The sequence below is a fragment of the Burkholderia sp. Ac-20349 genome (assembly GCF_017104865.1).
Classification (GTDB): Bacteria; Pseudomonadota; Gammaproteobacteria; order Burkholderiales; family Burkholderiaceae; genus Burkholderia; species Burkholderia aenigmatica.
This window is the reverse complement of sequence record NZ_JAAGPM010000072.1, coordinates 22,501-40,558: the sequence shown is the minus strand read 5'-3', so window position 1 is coordinate 40,558 and position 18,058 is coordinate 22,501. Positions and strand designations below refer to the sequence as shown.

The window sequence follows — 18,058 nt, the reverse complement described above, 5'->3', positions numbered from 1 at the left end:
TTCTGGTTGTCGGACGGCTGGGCCACGGTACAGCGGGAAGGGTGGCAAGGGCCCGCGTACTGGATGCCCGACGACGACGATGCGACCGCCACGCGCGTGCGGCGTACGTTCGGCCTGCACGGCGTCGCGCCGCACCGCGCACCCGCGCCGTCACGGCCACCGGAACGTGTCGCAGAAGGTATCGCGCTCTATGACGGTGAGCGCCGCGCGCCGCGTTTGCCGGCCGCGTGCCTGGCGGCCGTCACATCGAACTGCTTCACTCACGGCGCAATGAACCCCGTCTTGTCGCAAGCGAGCGTCGTGCCCGACTGGTTGCACGACGCGAGCAGCTTGCCGGCTGCCGAATACGCGTGGAATATCCAGCCGGTCGCCGGGGCGGCGCGGCGTTCCATGATCAGGAAGCCGAAGCTGTTGTTGTGCGACAGCCGCTCGATCACGGCGCCCGGTGCAGGCGTCAGCCCGGCCGGGAACGGGTCGGGCAGCGCGACGTCGAGATTGTCGCCGCCGTTGCCGGACACGATCGTCGCCGGATGCCCGGACGAGAAGTTGATCGCCTGGAAGTCGTGCACGTGCCCGTGCAGCGCGACGTGCACGCCGGGCGGGTAGTACGCCTGCGCATTGAGGCTCGACATCACCGACTGCAGCGCGAGGTTGCCCGGCGCGGGCGTGCTGCCGGCGATCGGCGCGAACGCGAGGATCGGATGATGGTTCGTGAAGATCGTCGTCGTCATGCCGGCCTTCGACGCGAGCGCGGCGACCGTCTGGAACTGCTTCTGGTAGATGCCGAATTGCGCGTCGGTCGTCTTGAGCGGCGTGCGGCCGACCTTCGCGGTGTCGAACACGATCACCTGCGAGCCGCCGCCGAGCGACACCGCATAGGGTTCCGAATAGTTCGCGTTGTTGTCGTTGGCCGGATCGTCGCACGAGCGCGCGGCCGAATACGGACGCGGATCGAGGAAGCGGAACCAGCCCTGGCCCGCCCGCGCGCATTCCTCGTGGTTGCCGCGCACGACGACCCACGGCGCCTTCGCGAGCAGCGGGGCGGCCGGGCGGAACAGGTCGGCCTGCCACGTATCCCAGCCATAGCCCCACGGGCTGTCCTTGCAGCCGGCGATGTCCGGCGGGCATGCGTTTTCGCGATAGTGGTAGTCGCCGATGTGCATCACCAGATCGGGCGACAGCTTCGCGACGCTGGCCGCGATCGTGTCCAGCGGCCACACCGTCGCGTCGTTGCACGCCTGCCACGCGTTGTCGGCTTTCTTCATGCGGCAGCCGGTGTCGGCGATGATCGCGATGCGTTGCGGCTGCGCCTTCGGCAGCGGCAGCGTGCGGCCCGCGACGCTCGCCGCCTGCGCGTCGGCCGGCAGCGTCGCCTCGCAGACCGACACCGGAAAGCTCGACGGCTTCGAATCGGACGGGTCGCTGGCGGTCGGCCGCAGGGCGATGGTCGCGGCGCCCGCGCGCAGGGACATGCGCGACAGCTTGCCGTCGACGGTCAGTTGCGGGCACAGCGGATCGCCGGCCGACGCGGGCGTGTAGTTCGTGATGACGCGCGCGATCGCCTGGTTCGACTCGCCGATCTCGACCCATGCGGCCTGGACGTTGACCGACGCGCTCGCCGGATCGTCCGGCGAATCGATGTGGTTCGAGCACGCGGACAGCGCGGCGAGGGCAACAAGGGGAGCGCAGCGCACGAGCAAGGCACGCGGGAGGAGTCGTCGCATGGGAGGCACCGTAGGAAAGTCGTCAACGATACGCAACGCGAATGTAAGAAATGTGAACAAAACGGGGCGCGACGAGGGGGGCGTGGACGCGGGCCGGGTGTCGGCATGGCGGCGGCAGGTCGCGGCACGGGGGCCTTGACCTCAAGCCGGCTTGAGGCAGCACAGTGCGATGCACGATCAATGAACCAGAAGGGGAATCGACCATGGAAACCAGCCGGCCCAACGACGAACAATCCGCGCTGTGGAACGGCCCGTCGGGGCGCGCGTGGGTCGATACGCAGGCGCCGATCGACCGGATGTTCGAACCGCTGGAGAAGTTGCTGGTGGATGCGGCGACCACGTCGTCCGCGCGCAGCGTGCTCGACGTCGGCTGCGGTACGGGCGCGGTCACGCTCGCGCTCGCGCGGCGGCTCGGTGCGAACGCGCAATGCACGGGCATCGATATCTCGGCGCGGATGATCGATGCCGCGCAGGCGCGCGCCGAACGCAGCGGCGTTCGCGCCCGCTTCGTGCGCGCGGATGTGCAGACGCACGCGTTCGAGCCCGCGAGCGTCGACCTGATCGTGTCGCGCCTCGGCGTGATGTTCTTCGACGATCCGGTTCGCGCTTTTGCGAATCTGCGGCATGCGGCGCGGCCGAAGGCGCAGATGCGGTTCGTCGCGTGGCGCGGCGCGGCCGACAATCCGTTCATGACGATCGCCGAGCGGGCCGCCGCGCCGTTGCTGCCGAACCTGCCCGCGCGGCGGCCCGGCGCGCCGGGGCAATTCGCGTTCGGCGACCGGCAGCGGATCGCGTCGGTGCTGTCGGACAGCGGCTGGGCCGACATTGCGATCGAGCCGGTCGATCTGGCGTGCGCGTTGCCCGCGCCTGCGCTGGACGACTACATCACGCGGCTGGGCCCGGTCGGGCTTGCGTTGCTGGAGGTGGACGAGGCGACGCGGCGGCGCGTGGTCGACACGATGCGTGCCGCGTTCGAACCCTACGCCGAGGGTGCGGATGTGCGCTTCGACGCGGCATGCTGGCTCGTGACGGCGCGCGCACCGTCCGCATAACGCAGTGCCGTAACAAGGCGGATCACGGAGGGGGCGGCCGGTTCGCTCCGCGCGTTGCCGTTTGCGCGGGACGAAGCCGGGGCGTGTGACGTACGCGCGTCAGCGTCGCCGCGCGCGCAGCATCAGCCACGCGCAACCGCCGGCGACCAAGGCGAGGCCGAGCAGGACGGCCTCGACGCCGAGCGCAAACCCGGGCGGCATATCCCCGGTGTCCGGCATCGGCGACAGGTTGATGCCCATCGCGATGGCGCCGCCGGCGAGCAGCGCCGCGCAGACGACCCAGTAGACCTTGCCGCGCGGCGCCGCGGCCCGGATCCGCCACAGCGCGATGCCGGCGCCGCCGAGGTAGAGCAGGGCGAGCGTGCCGAGCGCGATGACGTCGGAGGCGCGGCTTTGCAGGAGGCTGGTCATCGTGCGGCTCCATCGCGGGTGGCGAACCGCCGCAGCACAACAAAGGCGGCGTTCATTCGGCCTCCGTCGCGTGTCCCGGCGCGCGGCTCAGCAGATGCGTGCGCTTGTCGGCCGCGAGCGACACGTAGCGTTCGTACTGGCGTAACACGTCGGCAATCACTTCGTCGCCGCGCAGGTATTCGACGTCGTAGCCGAGCCGGCCGTCCTCGAAGAAGGTAACGATCCCGTACACGTGTGCCCGTTCCGCTTCCGGCTCGGCCGCCTCGCGCACCAGGAACGCGGCCGCGGATTTCACCGTCACGCGCACGCCGTACACGAAATCGCGGTGGTCGGCAGTCGGCACGGTGAGCCGCACCGCGTCGTCGCTGTCGCGCTGCACGTTCGCATCGACGCCGCCCGCGCGCAGTTCGTCGGCGACTTTGCGCAGTGCGGGCTCGACCGTCTCCGTGATGAACTGGCGCGCTTCGGTTTCGGTCGTCTGCCGCAGGATGTGGGTCAGGCGGTGGCGCCAGTGCTGGCCGGTCCAGAAGCTCGTCGCGGGCGCGACGTCCTGCGAATAGTGCACGCGGTCGGCCGCGAGCCCGCGCCACAGCCCGTAGCAGAGCGCGATCATGATGATCGCGACCGGCAGCGCGGCGATCAGCGTCATCGCCTGCAACGCGCCGAGCCCGCCGGCGACGAGCAGCACCGCGGCCGTCACGCCGAGCAGCGCGGCCCAGAACAGCCGTTGCCAGACGGGCGAGTGCGCGTTGCCGCGCGTCGCGATCTGGTCGATCACGAACGCGCCCGAATCGGCGGACGTGACGAAGAACACCGCGATCAGCACGATCGCGACGATCGACAGCAGTTGCGGCATCGGCAGGAAATCGAAGAAGCGGAACAGCAGTGCGTCGACATTGGTGGCCGTCTGCGCGAGCGCGCCGGCCGCGCCGTGCGTATCGAGCCAGATCGCGCTGTTGCCGAACACGGTCATCCACACGAGATTGAACGCGGTCGGCACGAGCAGCACGCCGATCACGAACTGCCGGATCGTGCGGCCACGCGAGATGCGTGCGATGAACATGCCGACGAACGGCGACCACGACACCCACCACGCCCAGTAGAGGATCGTCCAGCCGCCGAACCAGCCTTCCTCGCGCGGCGGCGCATACGCATAGGTGCGGAACGACAGGTCGACGAGGCTCGACAGGTACTGGCCGATGTTGTCGCCGAGCGCGCGCAGCAGGAAGGCCGTCGGGCCCGCAACGACCACGAAGGCGAGCAGCAGGAACGCGAGCAGCAGGTTCAGCTCGGACAGCCGCCGCACGCCCTTGTCGAGGCCGGTCGCAGCCGATACGCCCGCGAGGATCACGACGATCGCGACGAGCCCGATGCGGAACACGTTGCTGCCGGTGTCCCAGCCGGCGACGGTATGCAGGCCCGCGCTCAGCTGCATCACGCCGTAGCCGAGCGTCGTCGCGATGCCGGCGACCGTGCCGACGAGCGCGAACGCGTCGACCGTGTGGCCGATCCAGCCGTTGATGCGCTCGCGCAGCACCGGATACAGCCCCGATCGCAGCGTCAGCGGCAGGTTGTAGCGGAAGCCGAAGTACGCGAGCACGAGCCCCATCAGCCCGTAGATCGCCCACGCGTGGAAGCCCCAGTGGAAGAAGGTCATCAGCATCGCCTCGCGCGCGGCGGCGGGCGTGCCGGGGTCGACGGTCGGCGGTTTCAGGAAGTGCTGCATCGGCTCGCCGACGCCGAAGTACATGAGGCCGATGCCCATGCCGGCCGCGAACAGCATGGCTGTCCACGACACGAAGCTGAATTCGGGTTCGGCGTCGTCGGGGCCGAGCCGGATGTTGCCGAAGTCGCTTGCGGCGATCAGCACGAGAAATACGAGGAAGCCGGTGACGGCGAGCACGTAGAACCAGTCGAAGCGCGCGATGACCCATTGCTGGCCGGCGGAGAACAGCGCGCCGGCTTCGCTCGGGCGCAGCGCGCACACGACGAGCAGCGCGCCGATGACCGCGAGCGCGGGCAGGACGACCTGTGGCTTGAATGTCGTGCGGGGCGAGGGACGGGAGTCTGGCATGGCAGGCATCCAGTTGTGGGCGCAACGAGGCGCGACGCCGCCCGGCGCGCGCGTCGCGCGTCGGACCCTGATACGGCGTGCGTCGAGTGTACCGCGGTGTCAGGACTGCAAGAAGGGGGCATGCAGAAGGGAAAACCTGACGAATTGTAAGGTATCGATGCGATCGAGAAAACCCGTGCGGCTCGCGCCGCGACCAGACGAGGCGCTTGAAAAGCCGCGGCGGCCGTATATCGGGCGCCCGGGCAGCTCGCGCGGCATGCGCGAAAGGCGCGTCGCCCGGGGCGGCGGCAGCGCGCCGAAGGCGCCGATGGATCGGATGGTGACGGCGATCCCGGCCATGCCGACGAACTGGCCATGCGTCGTCGATGGCGTGAGCTGCCGTGAATCGACGACGGTGCATTCGAACGGAACCTGCTCGGGGTTTTCCCGACGGACGAGGACGTGCGGTACACGTCACGGCGCACGGCGACCACGTGCCGAAGGCCCGTGCGGCGGGGCTGTGCGAGCGATTGGGCGATCGCCGGGCACAGGGTGGGGCGTGACAACCCTGATGAAAATTTATTTCTTTTTCGGATTGTGATTGTGTAAATTAATTTTCATCATCCTTGCAACAACCCTTCGCATGACGCCTCTCGTTCCGCACGACGCCAGTCAAGATGAACCCGCGATCGCCGAGCGGATCGCGTCGGCGATGCCGTTGATGACGCCGATCCACCGACGCATGGGCGAGTTCGTGCTCGCGAATCCGTTCCGCGCCGCGACGATGCGGATCGACGAACTCGCGCAGGCGGTGAATGCGTCGATCGCGACCGCGAACCGCTTCGCGAAGGCGCTTGGTTTCGACGGCTATCCGGCGATGCGCGCGGCGCTCGTGCGCGGCTTCGAGGCGACGCTCGGGCCGGTCGAGCGGCTGCGTTCCGCGCAGGAGCAGGAGTCCGGCGTGCGTGGCGCCGCATGGATCGACGCGGTCTTCGACCAGGCCGTCGCGAACATCGAGAACACGCGCGCGCAACTGGACGCGGCCGATGTCGAAACCGCGGTCGAGGCGATCGTCGGCGCGCGGCGCGTGCTGATCCTCGGCGCGGGGTCGAGCGCGTTTCTCACCGGACTGATGGAGCACGGGCTGTCCGTCTGTCACGACAACGTACAGTCGCTTGCGCTGCTCGGCGGCCCGTCGCATGCGGCGCGGCGTTTGTACACGGCCGATTCGCGCGATCTCGTGATCGCGCTCGCGTTTCCGCGCTACGTGACGGACACGATCGAGCTGGCCCGCCGGGCGGCGGCGCGCGGTGCACGCGTGCTGGGTATCTCCGACGGCCCGCAATCGCCGCTTGCGCCGATCGCGTCGCTGAACCTCTACGTCAAGGCCGAACGGCGCTTCGCGGCCACGTCGGAAGCGGCCGTGCTCGCGATGATCGAGGCGCTGATCGACGCGGTCGCGCTGCGCACGCACCGCTCCGCGAAATCCGCCGCCGAGATGACCGAATTCCTGCTGCCGTGGCTCGTGCAGCCGCAAGCGGCGCTGCCGGCCGCCAACCCTTCTTCTCACCGTCCGAAAAAAACATGACTTCATCCGCGATCGTTGCGATTCACGGCGGCGCAGGCACGATCCTGCGCGATGCGATGGATTCCGACACCGAACGTCAGTACCGTGCCGAACTGACCGCGATCCTGACGGCCGCGCAGCAGGTGCTGGCCGACGGCGGCAGCGCGCTCGATGCCGTCACCGTCGCGGTGCGGATGCTGGAGGACTGTCCGCTGTTCAACGCCGGACGCGGCGCCGTCTATACGGCGGAAGGCAAGCACGAACTCGACGCGGCGGTCATGGATGGCGCGACGCTCGGTGCCGGTGCGATCTGCTGCGCGACGCGCGTGCGCAATCCGGTGCTGGCCGCGCGGCGCGTGATGGAAGCGAGCGAGCATGTGCTGTTCGCCGGCGAGGGCGCCGATGCGTTCGCGGCCGCGCAGGGGCTCGAACTCGCGGAACCCGGCTACTTCGACACCGACGCGCGTCGCGCGCAGTGGGTCAAGGCGCGCGCAGCGGCGGGCGCGATGCTCGACCACGACGCGGCGACGTTCACCTTCGGCGCATCACAATCACAGCCGCAGCCGGCCGAACCGCTCGATCCGGACCGCAAGCACGGCACGGTCGGCGCGGTCGCGTGCGACTTGCATGGCCACATCGCGGCGGCGACATCGACGGGCGGCATCACCAACAAGCAGCCGGGGCGTGTCGGCGATTCGCCGATCATCGGCGCGGGCTGCTATGCGGACGATGCAACGTGCGCGGTGTCGTCGACGGGCACCGGAGAGATGTTCATCCGGCTCGCGACCGCGCATGACGTTGCCGCGCAGATCGCGTATCGCGGCGCGTCGCTCGCCGACGCTGCGCACGACGTCGTGATGAACAAGCTGCCGCGCCTCGCGGGTCGCGGCGGGATCATCGCGGTCGACGCGCAGGGCAACGTCGCGATGCCGTTCAACACCGAAGGGATGTACCGCGGCTACGCGCGTGTCGGCGAAGCGCCGGTGGTCGGCATCTATCGCGACGACGACACGGCCTGATCGCGGACCGCACGAGGAGGAGACCCACGATGACTTCGAGCCGTAACCCGTCCGGCCTGGTGCTGCCCGAGCAGCGCGTGGTGGCCGTCGACGACCTGTCGGTCACGTTCTGCCGCGAAGGCGCGACGTTCGACGCGGTGCGCAACGTGTCGTTTCACGTCGATCGCGGCGAGACGCTTGCGATCGTCGGCGAATCGGGCTCGGGCAAGTCGGTCACGTCGCTCGCGCTGATGCGGCTCGTCGAGCACGGCGGCGGCGCGATCACGAATGGCCGGATCGCATTCCGCCGGCGCGGCGGCGCGCTCGTCGATCTTGCGCAGGCCAGCGGCGCGACGATGCGCGGCATTCGCGGCGCGGACATCGCGATGATCTTCCAGGAGCCGATGACGTCGCTGAATCCGGTGTTCACGGTCGGCGACCAGATCAGCGAGGCGATCGCGCTGCATCAGTCGAAAAGCATGTCGGAGGCGCGCGCGGAAACGCTGCGGTTGCTCGAGCTCGTGCGCATCCCTGAGGCGCGTCGCGTGTTTGCGCGCTATCCGCACCAGTTGTCGGGCGGGATGCGGCAGCGCGTGATGATCGCGATGGCGCTGTCGTGCCGGCCCGCGCTGCTGATCGCCGACGAGCCGACCACCGCGCTCGACGTGACGATCCAGGCGCAGATCCTGCAACTGGTGCGCGGGCTGCAGGACGAGATGAACATGGGCGTGATCTTCATCACGCACGACATGGGCGTGGTGGCCGAAGTGGCCGACCGCGTGCTCGTGATGTATCGCGGCGAGAAGGTCGAGGAGGGCGAATCGGATCGCATCTTCGCGGCGCCCGCGCATCGCTACACGCGCGCGCTGCTCGCGGCCGTGCCGAAGCTCGGCTCGATGCAGGGCACCGATGCGCCCGAGAAATTCCCGCTGCTGAAGGTGGAGGGTGCAAGCGCGGCGGCACCGGCGGTGTCGCCCGCACCCGCGGCGAACGACGCTGCGCAACCGCCCGTCGATCAGTCTGCGTCGCCGATCCTGCGCGTGCGCGATCTCGTGACGCGCTTCCCGGTGAAGAGCGGCGTATTCGGCCGCGTGTCGCAATACGTGCATGCGGTCGAGCGCGTGAGTTTCGAATTGCGCGCGGGCGAGACGCTCGCGCTGGTCGGCGAATCGGGCTGCGGCAAGTCGACCACCGGCCGCTCGCTGCTGCGCCTCGTCGAATCGCAGAGCGGCTCGATCGAGTTCGACGGCCGCGACATCAGTGCACTGAAAGGCCCGGACCTGCAGGCGCTGCGCCGGAACATCCAGTTCATCTTCCAGGATCCGTTCGCGTCGCTGAACCCGCGCCTGACCGTCGGCTTCTCGATCATGGAGCCGTTGCTCGTGCACGGCGTCGCGAGCGGCCGCGAAGCGCAGGCGCGCGTCGACTGGCTGCTCGACAAGGTCGGCCTGCCGCCCGAGGCCGCGCGCCGCTACCCGCATGAATTCTCCGGCGGCCAGCGCCAGCGGATCGCGATCGCGCGGGCGCTCGCGCTGAACCCGAAGGTCGTGATCGCGGACGAATCGGTGTCGGCGCTCGACGTGTCGGTGCAGGCGCAGATCGTCAACCTGATGCTCGACCTGCAGCGCGAGCTCGGTGTCGCATACCTGTTCATCTCGCACGACATGGCCGTGGTCGAGCGCATCAGCCATCGCGTCGCGGTGATGTATCTCGGCCAGATCGTCGAGATCGGCCCGCGCCGCGCGGTGTTCGAGGCGCCGCAGCATCCCTACACGAAGAAGCTGATGAGCGCGGTGCCGGTGGCCGACCCCGCGCGCCGGCATGCGCCGCGCCAGCTCGCGGCGGACGAGATCCCGAGCCCGATTCGCGCGGCCGGCGACGAGCCGGTCGTCGCACCGCTCGTCGCGGTCGGCCCCGATCATTACGTCGCGACGCACCGCGTCGGCGGCGCGTATTGAACGCGCGGAGGCGGCGATGGATCGCAGTTGCGCACGTGCGAGGCAGAGACGGTTTTTTCCCGAGCGGGGGCAGTCGTTCCGCGTATCCAACCACACGTTACCGAATCATGCACAGGAGTCAGGTCACATGAGCAAGTCGCTTTCATTTCCGATGTTCCGCTCGCGCGCGCTGTTCGCCACCGCCGCGAGCGCGTTCGCGCTGTCGGCCGCGGTGCCCGCGTTCGCGCAGCAGACCGCGGTGATGGCGGTGGATTCGACCTTCACGACGATGGACCCGTACGACGCGAACGACACGGTGTCGCAGGCCGTCGTCAAGTCGTTCTACCAGGGGCTGTTCGGCTTCGACAAGGACATGAAGCTCGTCAACGTGCTGGCGACGAGCTACGACGCGAGCCCGGATGCGAAGACCTACACGATCAAGCTGCGCCAGGGCGTGAAGTTCCACGACGGCACCGATTTCAACGCGGCGGCCGTGAAGGCGAACTTCGACCGCGTGACCGATCCCGCGAACCACCTGAAGCGCTACAACATGTTCCGCGTGATCGAGAAGACCGAAGTGGTCGATCCGTACACGGTGAAGATCACGCTGCGCGAGCCGTTCTCGGCGCTGATCAACACGCTCGCGCACCCGTCGGCCGTGATGATCTCGCCGGCCGCGCTGAAGAAGTGGGGCCGCGACATCGCGCTGCATCCGGTCGGCACCGGCCCGTTCGAGTTCGTCGAATGGAAGCAGACCGACGACCTGAAGGTGAAGAAGTTCGCCGGCTACTGGAAGAAGGGCTATCCGAAGATCGACGCGATCGACTGGAAGCCGGTGGTCGACAACAACACGCGTGCAGCGCTGATCAAGACGGGCGAAGCCGATTTCGCGTTCCGCATCCCGTTCGAGCAGGCGGCCGATCTGAAGGGCAACCCGAAGGTCGACGTCGTGGAGCGGCCGTCGATCGTGCAGCGCTACGTGTCGCTGAACATGCAGCAGAAGCCGCTCGACAACCCGAAGGTGCGCCAGGCGCTGAACTACGCGGTGAACAAGGAAGCGCTCGCGAAGGTCGCGTTTGCCGGCTTCGCGACGCCGTCCACCGGCGTGGTGCCGCAGGGTGTCGACTACGCGACCAAGCTGGGCCCGTGGCCGTACGACCCGGCGAAGGCGCGCGCGCTGCTGAAGGAAGCCGGTTATCCGAACGGCTTCGAGACGACGCTGTGGTCCGCGTATAACAACTCGACGTCGCAGAAGGCGATCCAGTTCGTGCAGCAGCAGCTCGCGCAGGTCGGCGTGAAGGTGCAGGTGCAGGCGCTGGAAGCCGGCGAGCGCGTCGCGAAGGTCGAGAGCGCGCCGGATCCGGCGAAGGCGCCGGTGCGGATGTACTACCTCGGCTGGTCGTCGTCGACCGGCGAGGCGAACTGGGCGATCACGCCGCTGCTCGCCGGCACGTCGGCGCCGCCGAAGCTCCTGAACACCGCGTACTACAAGAACGACACGGTCGATGGCGATCTCTCGAAGGCGCTGGAGACGGTCGACCGCGCGAAGAAGACCGAGCTCTATACCGATGCGCAGAAGCAGATCTGGACCGATGCGCCGTGGATCTTCCTCGTGCAGGAGAAGATCGTGTACGCGCGCAGCAAGCGGCTGCAGGGTGCTTACGTGATGCCGGACGGTTCGTTCAACTTCGACGAAATCTCGCTGAAATGACAGTGGTGATGACGGCGGCTCGTCCGCCATGCGGTGCCGGCGGCGCCAGCCGCCGGCATGCTGATTCGATCGGTGCCCCATGCTGAATTTTCTCGTCAAACGCCTGTTCGGCCTGCTGCCCACGCTCGCGATCGTCGCGGTGCTGGTGTTCCTGTTCGTCCACCTGCTGCCGGGCGATCCGGCGCGGCTCGCGGCCGGGCCCGAAGCCGACGACGCGACGGTCGCGCTGGTGCGCACCGATCTCGGCCTCGACCAGCCGCTGCCCGCGCAGTTCGTGAACTTCTTCGTGAAGATCGCGCACGGCGATTTCGGCCTGTCGACCCGCAGCAAGCGGCCGGTCTCGACCGAGATCGGCGAGCGCTTCATGCCGACGCTGCTGCTGACGCTCGTCAGCATGGTGTGGGCGACGGCCTTCGGGATGGCGATCGGCATCGCGTCGGCGGTGTGGCGCAACCGCTGGCCCGACCGTCTCGGCATGACGCTCGCGGTGTCGGGCATCTCGTTCCCGGCGTTCGCGCTGGGCATGCTGCTGATGGAAATTTTCTCGGTGAAGCTCGGCTGGCTGCCGGTCGTGCCGGACGGTTCGTGGAAGAGCTACGTGCTGCCGTCGCTGACGCTCGGCGCCGCGGTCGCGGCCGTGATGGCGCGCTTCACGCGGGCGTCGTTCGTCGAGGTGCTGAACGAGGATTTCGTGCGCACCGCGCGCGCGAAGGGCGTGCGCGAGCCGATGGTGGTGCTCAAGCACTGCCTGCGCAACGCGATGATCCCGGTCGTCACGATGATGGGGCTGCAGTTCGGCTTCCTGCTCGGCGGCTCGATCGTCGTCGAGGTCGTGTTCAACTGGCCGGGGCTCGGGCGCCTGCTCGTCGACGCGGTGACGATGCGCGACTACCCGGTGATCCAGGCGATCGTGTTGCTGTTTTCGCTCGAGTTCATCCTGATCAACCTGACCGTCGACGTACTGTACGCGGTCATCAACCCGACCATCCGGTTCAAGTGAGGCGCACATGAACGCGACTGTCCAGCCCGCGGCGCCGGCCGCACCGACCGCGATCCGCACGCCGTGGCGCGAATTCTGGCGCAAGTTCCGCAAGCAGACCGTCGCGCTCGTCGCGGGCGGCTTCGTGCTGGCGCTCGTCGTGCTGGCGTTTGTCGGCCCGCACATCGCGCCGTTCGACCCGGAGAACTATTTCGACTACGACGCGCTGAACGCGGGGCCGTCGGCCGTGCACTGGTTCGGCGTCGATTCGCTGGGCCGCGACATCTTCAGCCGGATCATCGCGGGCACGCGCATCTCGCTCGCGGCCGGCTTCTTCTCGGTCGCGCTCGGCGCGGTGATCGGCACGTTCTTCGGGCTGCTCGCCGGCTACTACGAAGGCTGGTGGGACCGCATCACGATGCGCGTGGCCGACGTGCTGTTCGCGTTCCCGGGCATCCTGCTCGCGATCGGCGTGGTCGCGATCCTCGGCAACGGGATGGTCAACGTGATCTGCGCGGTCGCGATCTTCAGCATCCCGGCGTTCGCGCGGCTCGTGCGCGGCAACACGCTGATGCTCAAGCACATGACCTACGTCGAGGCCGCGCGCAGCATCGGCGCGTCGGACTGGACGATCATCATGCGGCACATCCTGCCGGGCACGGTGTCGTCGGTCGTCGTCTACTTCACGATGCGGATCGGCACGTCGATCATCACGGCCGCGAGCCTGTCGTTCCTCGGGCTCGGCGCGCAGCCGCCGACGCCGGAGTGGGGCGCGATGCTCAACGAAGCGCGCGCGGACATGGTGACGGCGCCGCACATCGCGATCTTCCCGAGCCTCGCGATCTTCCTGACCGTGCTCGCGTTCAACCTGCTCGGCGACGGGCTGCGCGACGCGCTCGATCCGAAGCTGGAGCGCCGCTGATGCGCATCGCACCGAGGTGGACGGCGACGCTGCCGGCCGGGCCGCGCGGCACGATCGCCGACGTGCCGGGCGTGACGGTCGGCCATTGCACGCTCGATGCGGACAACGTGCAGACGGGCGTGACCGTCGTGAAGCCGCATCCGGGCGACGTATACCGCAGCAAGGTGCCGGCGGGGGCTGCCGTGATCAACGGTTTCGGCAAGAGCGTCGGGCTCGTGCAGGTCGACGAACTCGGCACGCTCGACACGCCGATCGCGCTGACCAATACGTTCGGTGTCGGCGCGGTCGCGCAGGCACAGATTCGCGCGGCGATCGCGGCGAATCCGTCAATCGGCCGCGACTGGTCGACCGTCAACCCGCTCGTGTTCGAGTGCAACGACGGCTACCTGAACGATATCCAGGCGTTCGCGGTCACGGCCGCGCATTACGACGACGCGTGCCGCGCGGTATCGCGTGAGGTCGCACGCGGCGCGGTGGGCGCCGGGCGCGGGATGTCGTGTTTCGACCTGAAGGGCGGAATCGGTTCGGCGTCGCGCGTTGCTGTCGCGGCCGGGCGGCCCTATACGGTCGGCGCGCTCGTGCTCGCGAATTTCGGCCGGCTGCCGATGCTGACGCTCGGCGGCGTGCCGCTCGGAGGCATCGTCGCGCAACGGCGTGCGGCCGAGGCCGCGCACGCGGCACCGCCCGAACAGGGCTCGATCATCCTGTTGCTCGCCACCGATGCACCGCTGGACGCGCGGCAACTGTCGCGGCTCGCGCGCCGTGCGGGCGCGGGGCTGGCCCGCACGGGCTCGGTCTACGGGCATGGCAGCGGCGACATCGCGCTCGCATTTTCCACCGCATACACGATCGCGCACGACGCATCGACCATCGCGCTGCCGGCCCTCGTCGCGGATGCGGCGCTCGATCCGCTGTTCATGGCCGCGGCCGAAAGCGTCGAGCACGCGATCGCCGACGCGCTGCTGCAGGCCGTGACGGTGGCCGGGCGCGACGGCCACGTGCGGCAATCGCTGCGCGATGCGGTGCCCGATCTCGATCGCCTGTTCAACGAAGGCCACAAAGGACGTCTTACCCAGTCATGAAGATCCTGATTTCGACCGACATCGAAGGCGTCGCCGGCGTATTCGCCACCGAGCAGACGCGCGCCGGCAATCCGGAATACGAACGCGCGCGCCGCTGGATGACCGCCGAGGCGAACGCGGCGATCGAAGGCGCGTTCATGGGCGGCGCGCAGGCCGTGTGGGTCAACGATTCGCACGGCGGCTTTCGCAACCTGCTGCCCGACGGGCTCGATGCGCGTGCGCGTGTCGTGCTCGGCAAGCCGCGCACGCTCGGGATGATGGCGGGCCTCGAACAGCAGCCCGACCTCGTGTTCATGATCGGCTATCACGCGAAGTCGCAGACGCGCGGCGTGCTCGCGCACACGATCAACGGCTTCGCGTTCACGCAGGTGTGGCTGAATGGCGTCGAGCTCGGCGAAGCCGGGCTGTACGGCGCGCTGGCACGCGAATATGGTGCACACGTCGCGCTGGCCACGGGCGACGACGTGTTCGCGGAGGAAACGCAGCCGCTGTTTCCCGATGCGCATTTCGAGACGGTCAAGACCGCCGGCGGCGCATCGAGCGGCGATACGCTCACGCCCGCCGCGTCCTGTGCGCGGATCGCAGCCGCGGCGCGCGGCGCGGTGGCGCAGGCAGTGTCGGCTGGCGTGCGCGCGGGCGCCCATCGGCCCGCACCGGCCGCGTGCACGCTGCGCGTGCAGACGGCGGCGCTGGCCGACCTGTTCTGCGTGCTGCCGTCGCTCGAGCGCGTCGATGCGGTGACGCTGCGCTTCGACGGGCCTTCGGTCGAGCATGTGGTGCGCACGCTGAACAGTCTGTCGGCGATGTCGTTCATGTTGCGGTGATGCGCGTTGTTGCCATGCCGCTTGCACGCCGCGCGTCGTCAGTGGTTGCCGACAGGGTTCGCCGTCACGGCGAGCAGGAACGCTTCCATCGCCGTGACCAGCGCGAGCGGCGTCTCGTTCATCGGGTAGTGGCCGGCATTGCGCAGCACGTCGACGGTGGCGAGCGGATAGTGTCGCAGGTAGGTGCGGGCCATCAGCGCGGCGTCGAACGCCGGATCGTGCTCGCCGATCAGCACTTTCACCGGATGGATGCCCGCGATCTCGTCGCTGAAATCCGTATCGGCCCACGCGCGGAAGTACGCGCCGAACGCCGGCGGCGACGAACGGGCTGCCGAATACGCGGCTTTCCACTCGACCCAGGCGGCTGGCAGCCGGCTGCCGGTGCTGCGGTCGATGATGGTCCGGCGATCGGCGACGTGGTCGGCGGCGCGCTCGAATAGCGCGCGTTTCTCCGCGTCGAACGGCAGGCCGCCGCAAGGCACGGGCGTGATCGGCACCAGCGCGCGCACGCGCTCGGGCGCCATGACGGCGATTTTCTCGGCCGCCATCGCGCCCATCGAGTGGCCGACGACGCTGAAGGTCGCGAAATCGAGTGAGTCGGCGAGCGCGAGTGCGTCGGCGGCGATCTCGTCGATCGTGTAGTCGCCCGCAGCGTCGCGCAGGCGGCCGTAACCTCGGTAGTCCATGAAGACATAGCTGAAGTGCTCGCGCGACAGCCACGCTTCGACGGGTTCGAATGCGTGGGCGTCGCCGAACCAGCCGGGCAGTACAAGAACAGGGTGGGGGCCGTCCCCCACGCGATGAAACGTATTCGGCATGTCCGCTCCGATGCAGTGGTCAACCGGCCGATCAGGCCGACGGGTCTTGCGGCCGTCAGGTCGCGCAAGGGTGGAGCGGATCGTAAATCGAGCGAAGGAGACCCGCCTTCGATATCGGGTCATTGATGATGGAATTCGGGCCGTGAGAAATACGCTGCTAGATCCCTACGAACACATTCCGCGGAGCGTGGTCGTGACCGCCAACGACTATGCGGCCGGCACGACGTTTCCGGCGCACGCGCACGGGCGCGGGCAATTCGCGTTCGCGTCGCGCGGCACGATCAGCGTGTCGACGCCGCACGGGCGCTGGCTGGTGCCGCCGCAGCGCGCGTGCTGGGTGCCGGCCGGCGTGCGGCACGAAATGACGATGACCGGGCCGGTCACGATGCTGAACACCTTCGTGTCCGGCGATGCGGCGCAGGAAGCGGGCCTGCCCGAGCAGTGCGGCGTCTACGGCGTATCTGCGCTGCTGCGGCAACTGATCGACGATGCGATCGACCTGCCGGCCCTGTATGACGTCGACGGACGCGCGGGCAAGCTGATGGCGCTGCTGGTCGCGGAAATCGCGACGATGCCGCGCCTGTCGCTGCATGCGCCGCTGCCGGCCGACGCCCGACTGGCGAAGGTATGCCGGCACCTGCTCGCGTCGCCGTCGATCGCGGCGGATCTCGACCAGGTGGCCGCCGACGCCGGCTTGAGCCGCCGCACGTTCACGCGGCAGTTCCGCGCGCAGACAGGCGTGAGTTTTGCCGCATGGCGCCAGCAGGTGTGCATGCTCGCGGCGATCGCGCGCCTGAGCGACGGGCAATCGGTGACGCGCGTCGCACTCGATCTCGGGTACGCGAGCGCAAGCGCGTTCACGTCGGCGTTTCGCCGCATCCTGGGCGATACGCCGAGCCGGTACCTGGAGATTCGGCGCTAACCGGAAGGAATCGGCGCGCGTCACGACCGTGCGCGGGTTGCCACCAAAAAATACGCGCCTGCCAATTTCGGTCAGACGCGTTTAAAGGCACTCGGTCAGAAAAAATGCGCGCACGGCCTGCCGGACAGTGTCGCGCATTACATGCGTAATTGTTGCTTCTTCCGATTCAATCTCGTTGACTCGTTGTGGATAGCGAAGAATACGCCGCATAACGCACAAACGAAATCCCGCGGGACTCGCGACTCATGTGCGCTTGCAGCAGCATGCGTTTCAATCGTGCGTTCGATGCAGGGGCAGAAGCCCCTTGCAATGGGCGTCGGTGCTGATGACCAGGCGCGATGCGCCGCAGCATCGAATGCTGGCGACGGAGCACGAAAAACGCCGTGTGGCGCGATACCTGTCGGAATCGCGCCACACGGCGGTGCGGGAGCGGGCGATGCCGGCGTGCGCCGGCTCGCGCGTCACACGTCGAAGAACACCGTTTCGTCCGGCCCCTGCATGCGGATGTCGAAGCGGTAGACCACCGGGCGGCCCGGCTGCGCGTCGCGTTTCGCGACGAGCGTCGCGCGGCGCTCGGCCGGCACCGCGTTCAGCACGGGGTCGGCCGCGTTCGCGGCGGCTTCGTCGTCGAAGTACACGCGCGTGAACGCATGGGTGAGGATCCCGCGCATCATCACGGTCACGTTGATGTGCGGCGCTTCGTCGGCGGCGAGGCGGCCCGGCTTCACCGTCTCGACGACGAAGCGCTGCTGCGCATCGGTGCCGGTGCCGACCCGCGCGAAGCCCGTGAAGCCGGATTTCGCGATGTCGTCGCGCGACGCGGGGTAGCGGCCCGCGCCGTCCACCTGCGTGAATTCGAGCACCGCATCGCCGACGACGTTGCCGTCGCCGTCGAACACTTGGCCAACCAGCAGCACGTGCTCGCCTTCGGCGTGGGCCGTGGCGATCGTCGGCGTGAACAAGCTCTTCAGGTCGTAGTCGTATTGCTGCGGGCACAGGCCGTACGCGAAGTACGGGCCGACCGTCTGCGAAGGGGTTTGTTTCAGCGTCGTCATGGT

The 18,058-nt window shown here is 68.5% G+C and carries 16 protein-coding genes and 1 pseudogene; 11 read left to right on the top strand and 6 right to left on the bottom strand.

The annotated features are described in order from the left end of the window. Positions 1-132 (top strand): annotated as a pseudogene (locus tag G3N61_RS39645) (ergothioneine biosynthesis protein EgtB); the annotation flags it as partial. 128 nt (positions 133-260) lie between these two features. Here the strand turns inward: G3N61_RS39645 and G3N61_RS22805 are convergent. Beyond that, positions 261-1,724, bottom strand: coding sequence for a metallophosphoesterase (locus tag G3N61_RS22805; protein ID WP_205823645.1), 1,464 nt, complete (start codon positions 1,722-1,724; stop codon positions 261-263). Positions 1,725-1,927: 203 nt separating this feature from the next. Here G3N61_RS22805 and G3N61_RS22800 point away from each other — a divergent pair, with 203 nt between their 5' ends. After that, entirely contained in the window at positions 1,928-2,776 is an 849-nt protein-coding gene (locus G3N61_RS22800) for a class I SAM-dependent methyltransferase (RefSeq protein WP_205823644.1), read from the top strand. A 99-nt stretch (positions 2,777-2,875) separates the two neighbouring features. On the opposite strand, the gene G3N61_RS22795 is transcribed toward G3N61_RS22800, so the two are convergent. The 3 genes from G3N61_RS22795 to G3N61_RS22785 form a co-directional block, all read right to left on the bottom strand. Beyond that, complete coding sequence (locus G3N61_RS22795; protein ID WP_043183372.1) at positions 2,876-3,187, bottom strand: hypothetical protein; 312 nt, start codon at positions 3,185-3,187, stop codon at positions 2,876-2,878. Positions 3,188-3,239: 52 nt separating this feature from the next. Then, positions 3,240-5,261 (bottom strand): BCCT family transporter, encoded by a 2,022-nt coding sequence (locus G3N61_RS22790; protein WP_205823643.1) that lies wholly within the window; start codon positions 5,259-5,261, stop codon positions 3,240-3,242. 99 nt (positions 5,262-5,360) lie between these two features. Continuing rightward, complete coding sequence (locus G3N61_RS22785) at positions 5,361-5,600, bottom strand: hypothetical protein (RefSeq protein ID WP_205823642.1); 240 nt, start codon at positions 5,598-5,600, stop codon at positions 5,361-5,363. Between the two features lie 283 nt (positions 5,601-5,883). Between G3N61_RS22785 and G3N61_RS22780 the strand changes: the two genes are divergently transcribed. The 8 genes from G3N61_RS22780 (at position 5,884) to G3N61_RS22745 (ending at position 15,260) form a co-directional block, all read left to right on the top strand. Next, on the top strand, positions 5,884-6,828 hold the full coding sequence (locus G3N61_RS22780) for a MurR/RpiR family transcriptional regulator (RefSeq protein ID WP_089453179.1): 945 nt from the start codon (positions 5,884-5,886) through the stop codon (positions 6,826-6,828). Then, positions 6,825-7,826, top strand: a complete 1,002-nt coding sequence (locus G3N61_RS22775; RefSeq protein ID WP_205823641.1) for an isoaspartyl peptidase/L-asparaginase — start codon at positions 6,825-6,827, stop codon at positions 7,824-7,826. Before G3N61_RS22780 ends, G3N61_RS22775 begins: the two co-directional genes overlap by 4 nt. A gap of 29 nt (positions 7,827-7,855) precedes the next feature. Further along, positions 7,856-9,763: a dipeptide ABC transporter ATP-binding protein gene (locus G3N61_RS22770; RefSeq protein ID WP_205823640.1), complete on the top strand. Its 1,908-nt coding sequence runs from the start codon at positions 7,856-7,858 to the stop codon at positions 9,761-9,763. Between the two features lie 127 nt (positions 9,764-9,890). Beyond that, positions 9,891-11,453 carry a glutathione ABC transporter substrate-binding protein GsiB gene (gene gsiB / locus G3N61_RS22765; RefSeq protein ID WP_043183382.1) on the top strand — a complete coding sequence of 521 codons (1,563 nt, stop codon included), beginning with the start codon at positions 9,891-9,893 and terminating at the stop codon, positions 11,451-11,453. Positions 11,454-11,532: 79 nt separating this feature from the next. Beyond that, positions 11,533-12,453, top strand: a complete 921-nt coding sequence (gene gsiC / locus G3N61_RS22760) for a glutathione ABC transporter permease GsiC (RefSeq protein WP_205823639.1) — start codon at positions 11,533-11,535, stop codon at positions 12,451-12,453. A gap of 7 nt (positions 12,454-12,460) precedes the next feature. Next, a complete protein-coding gene (gsiD, locus tag G3N61_RS22755; protein ID WP_043183385.1) occupies positions 12,461-13,354 on the top strand; it encodes a glutathione ABC transporter permease GsiD in 894 nt (297 codons plus the stop codon). Beyond that, on the top strand, positions 13,354-14,436 hold the full coding sequence (locus tag G3N61_RS22750; RefSeq protein ID WP_205823638.1) for a P1 family peptidase: 1,083 nt from the start codon (positions 13,354-13,356) through the stop codon (positions 14,434-14,436). Before gsiD ends, G3N61_RS22750 begins: the two co-directional genes overlap by 1 nt. Then, entirely contained in the window at positions 14,433-15,260 is an 828-nt protein-coding gene (locus tag G3N61_RS22745; protein ID WP_205823637.1) for a M55 family metallopeptidase, read from the top strand. Before G3N61_RS22750 ends, G3N61_RS22745 begins: the two co-directional genes overlap by 4 nt. Before the next feature lie 38 nt (positions 15,261-15,298). On the opposite strand, the gene G3N61_RS22740 is transcribed toward G3N61_RS22745, so the two are convergent. Continuing rightward, complete coding sequence (locus G3N61_RS22740) at positions 15,299-16,078, bottom strand: alpha/beta hydrolase (RefSeq protein WP_205823636.1); 780 nt, start codon at positions 16,076-16,078, stop codon at positions 15,299-15,301. Positions 16,079-16,220: 142 nt separating this feature from the next. Between G3N61_RS22740 and G3N61_RS22735 the strand changes: the two genes are divergently transcribed. Continuing rightward, on the top strand, positions 16,221-17,000 hold the full coding sequence (locus G3N61_RS22735) for a helix-turn-helix transcriptional regulator (RefSeq protein ID WP_205823635.1): 780 nt from the start codon (positions 16,221-16,223) through the stop codon (positions 16,998-17,000). Positions 17,001-17,461: 461 nt separating this feature from the next. Here G3N61_RS22735 and pcaG read toward each other — a convergent pair whose 3' ends face one another. Further along, on the bottom strand, positions 17,462-18,055 hold the full coding sequence (gene pcaG / locus G3N61_RS22730) for a protocatechuate 3,4-dioxygenase subunit alpha (RefSeq protein ID WP_205823634.1): 594 nt from the start codon (positions 18,053-18,055) through the stop codon (positions 17,462-17,464). Positions 18,056-18,058: the final 3 nt, after the last annotated feature.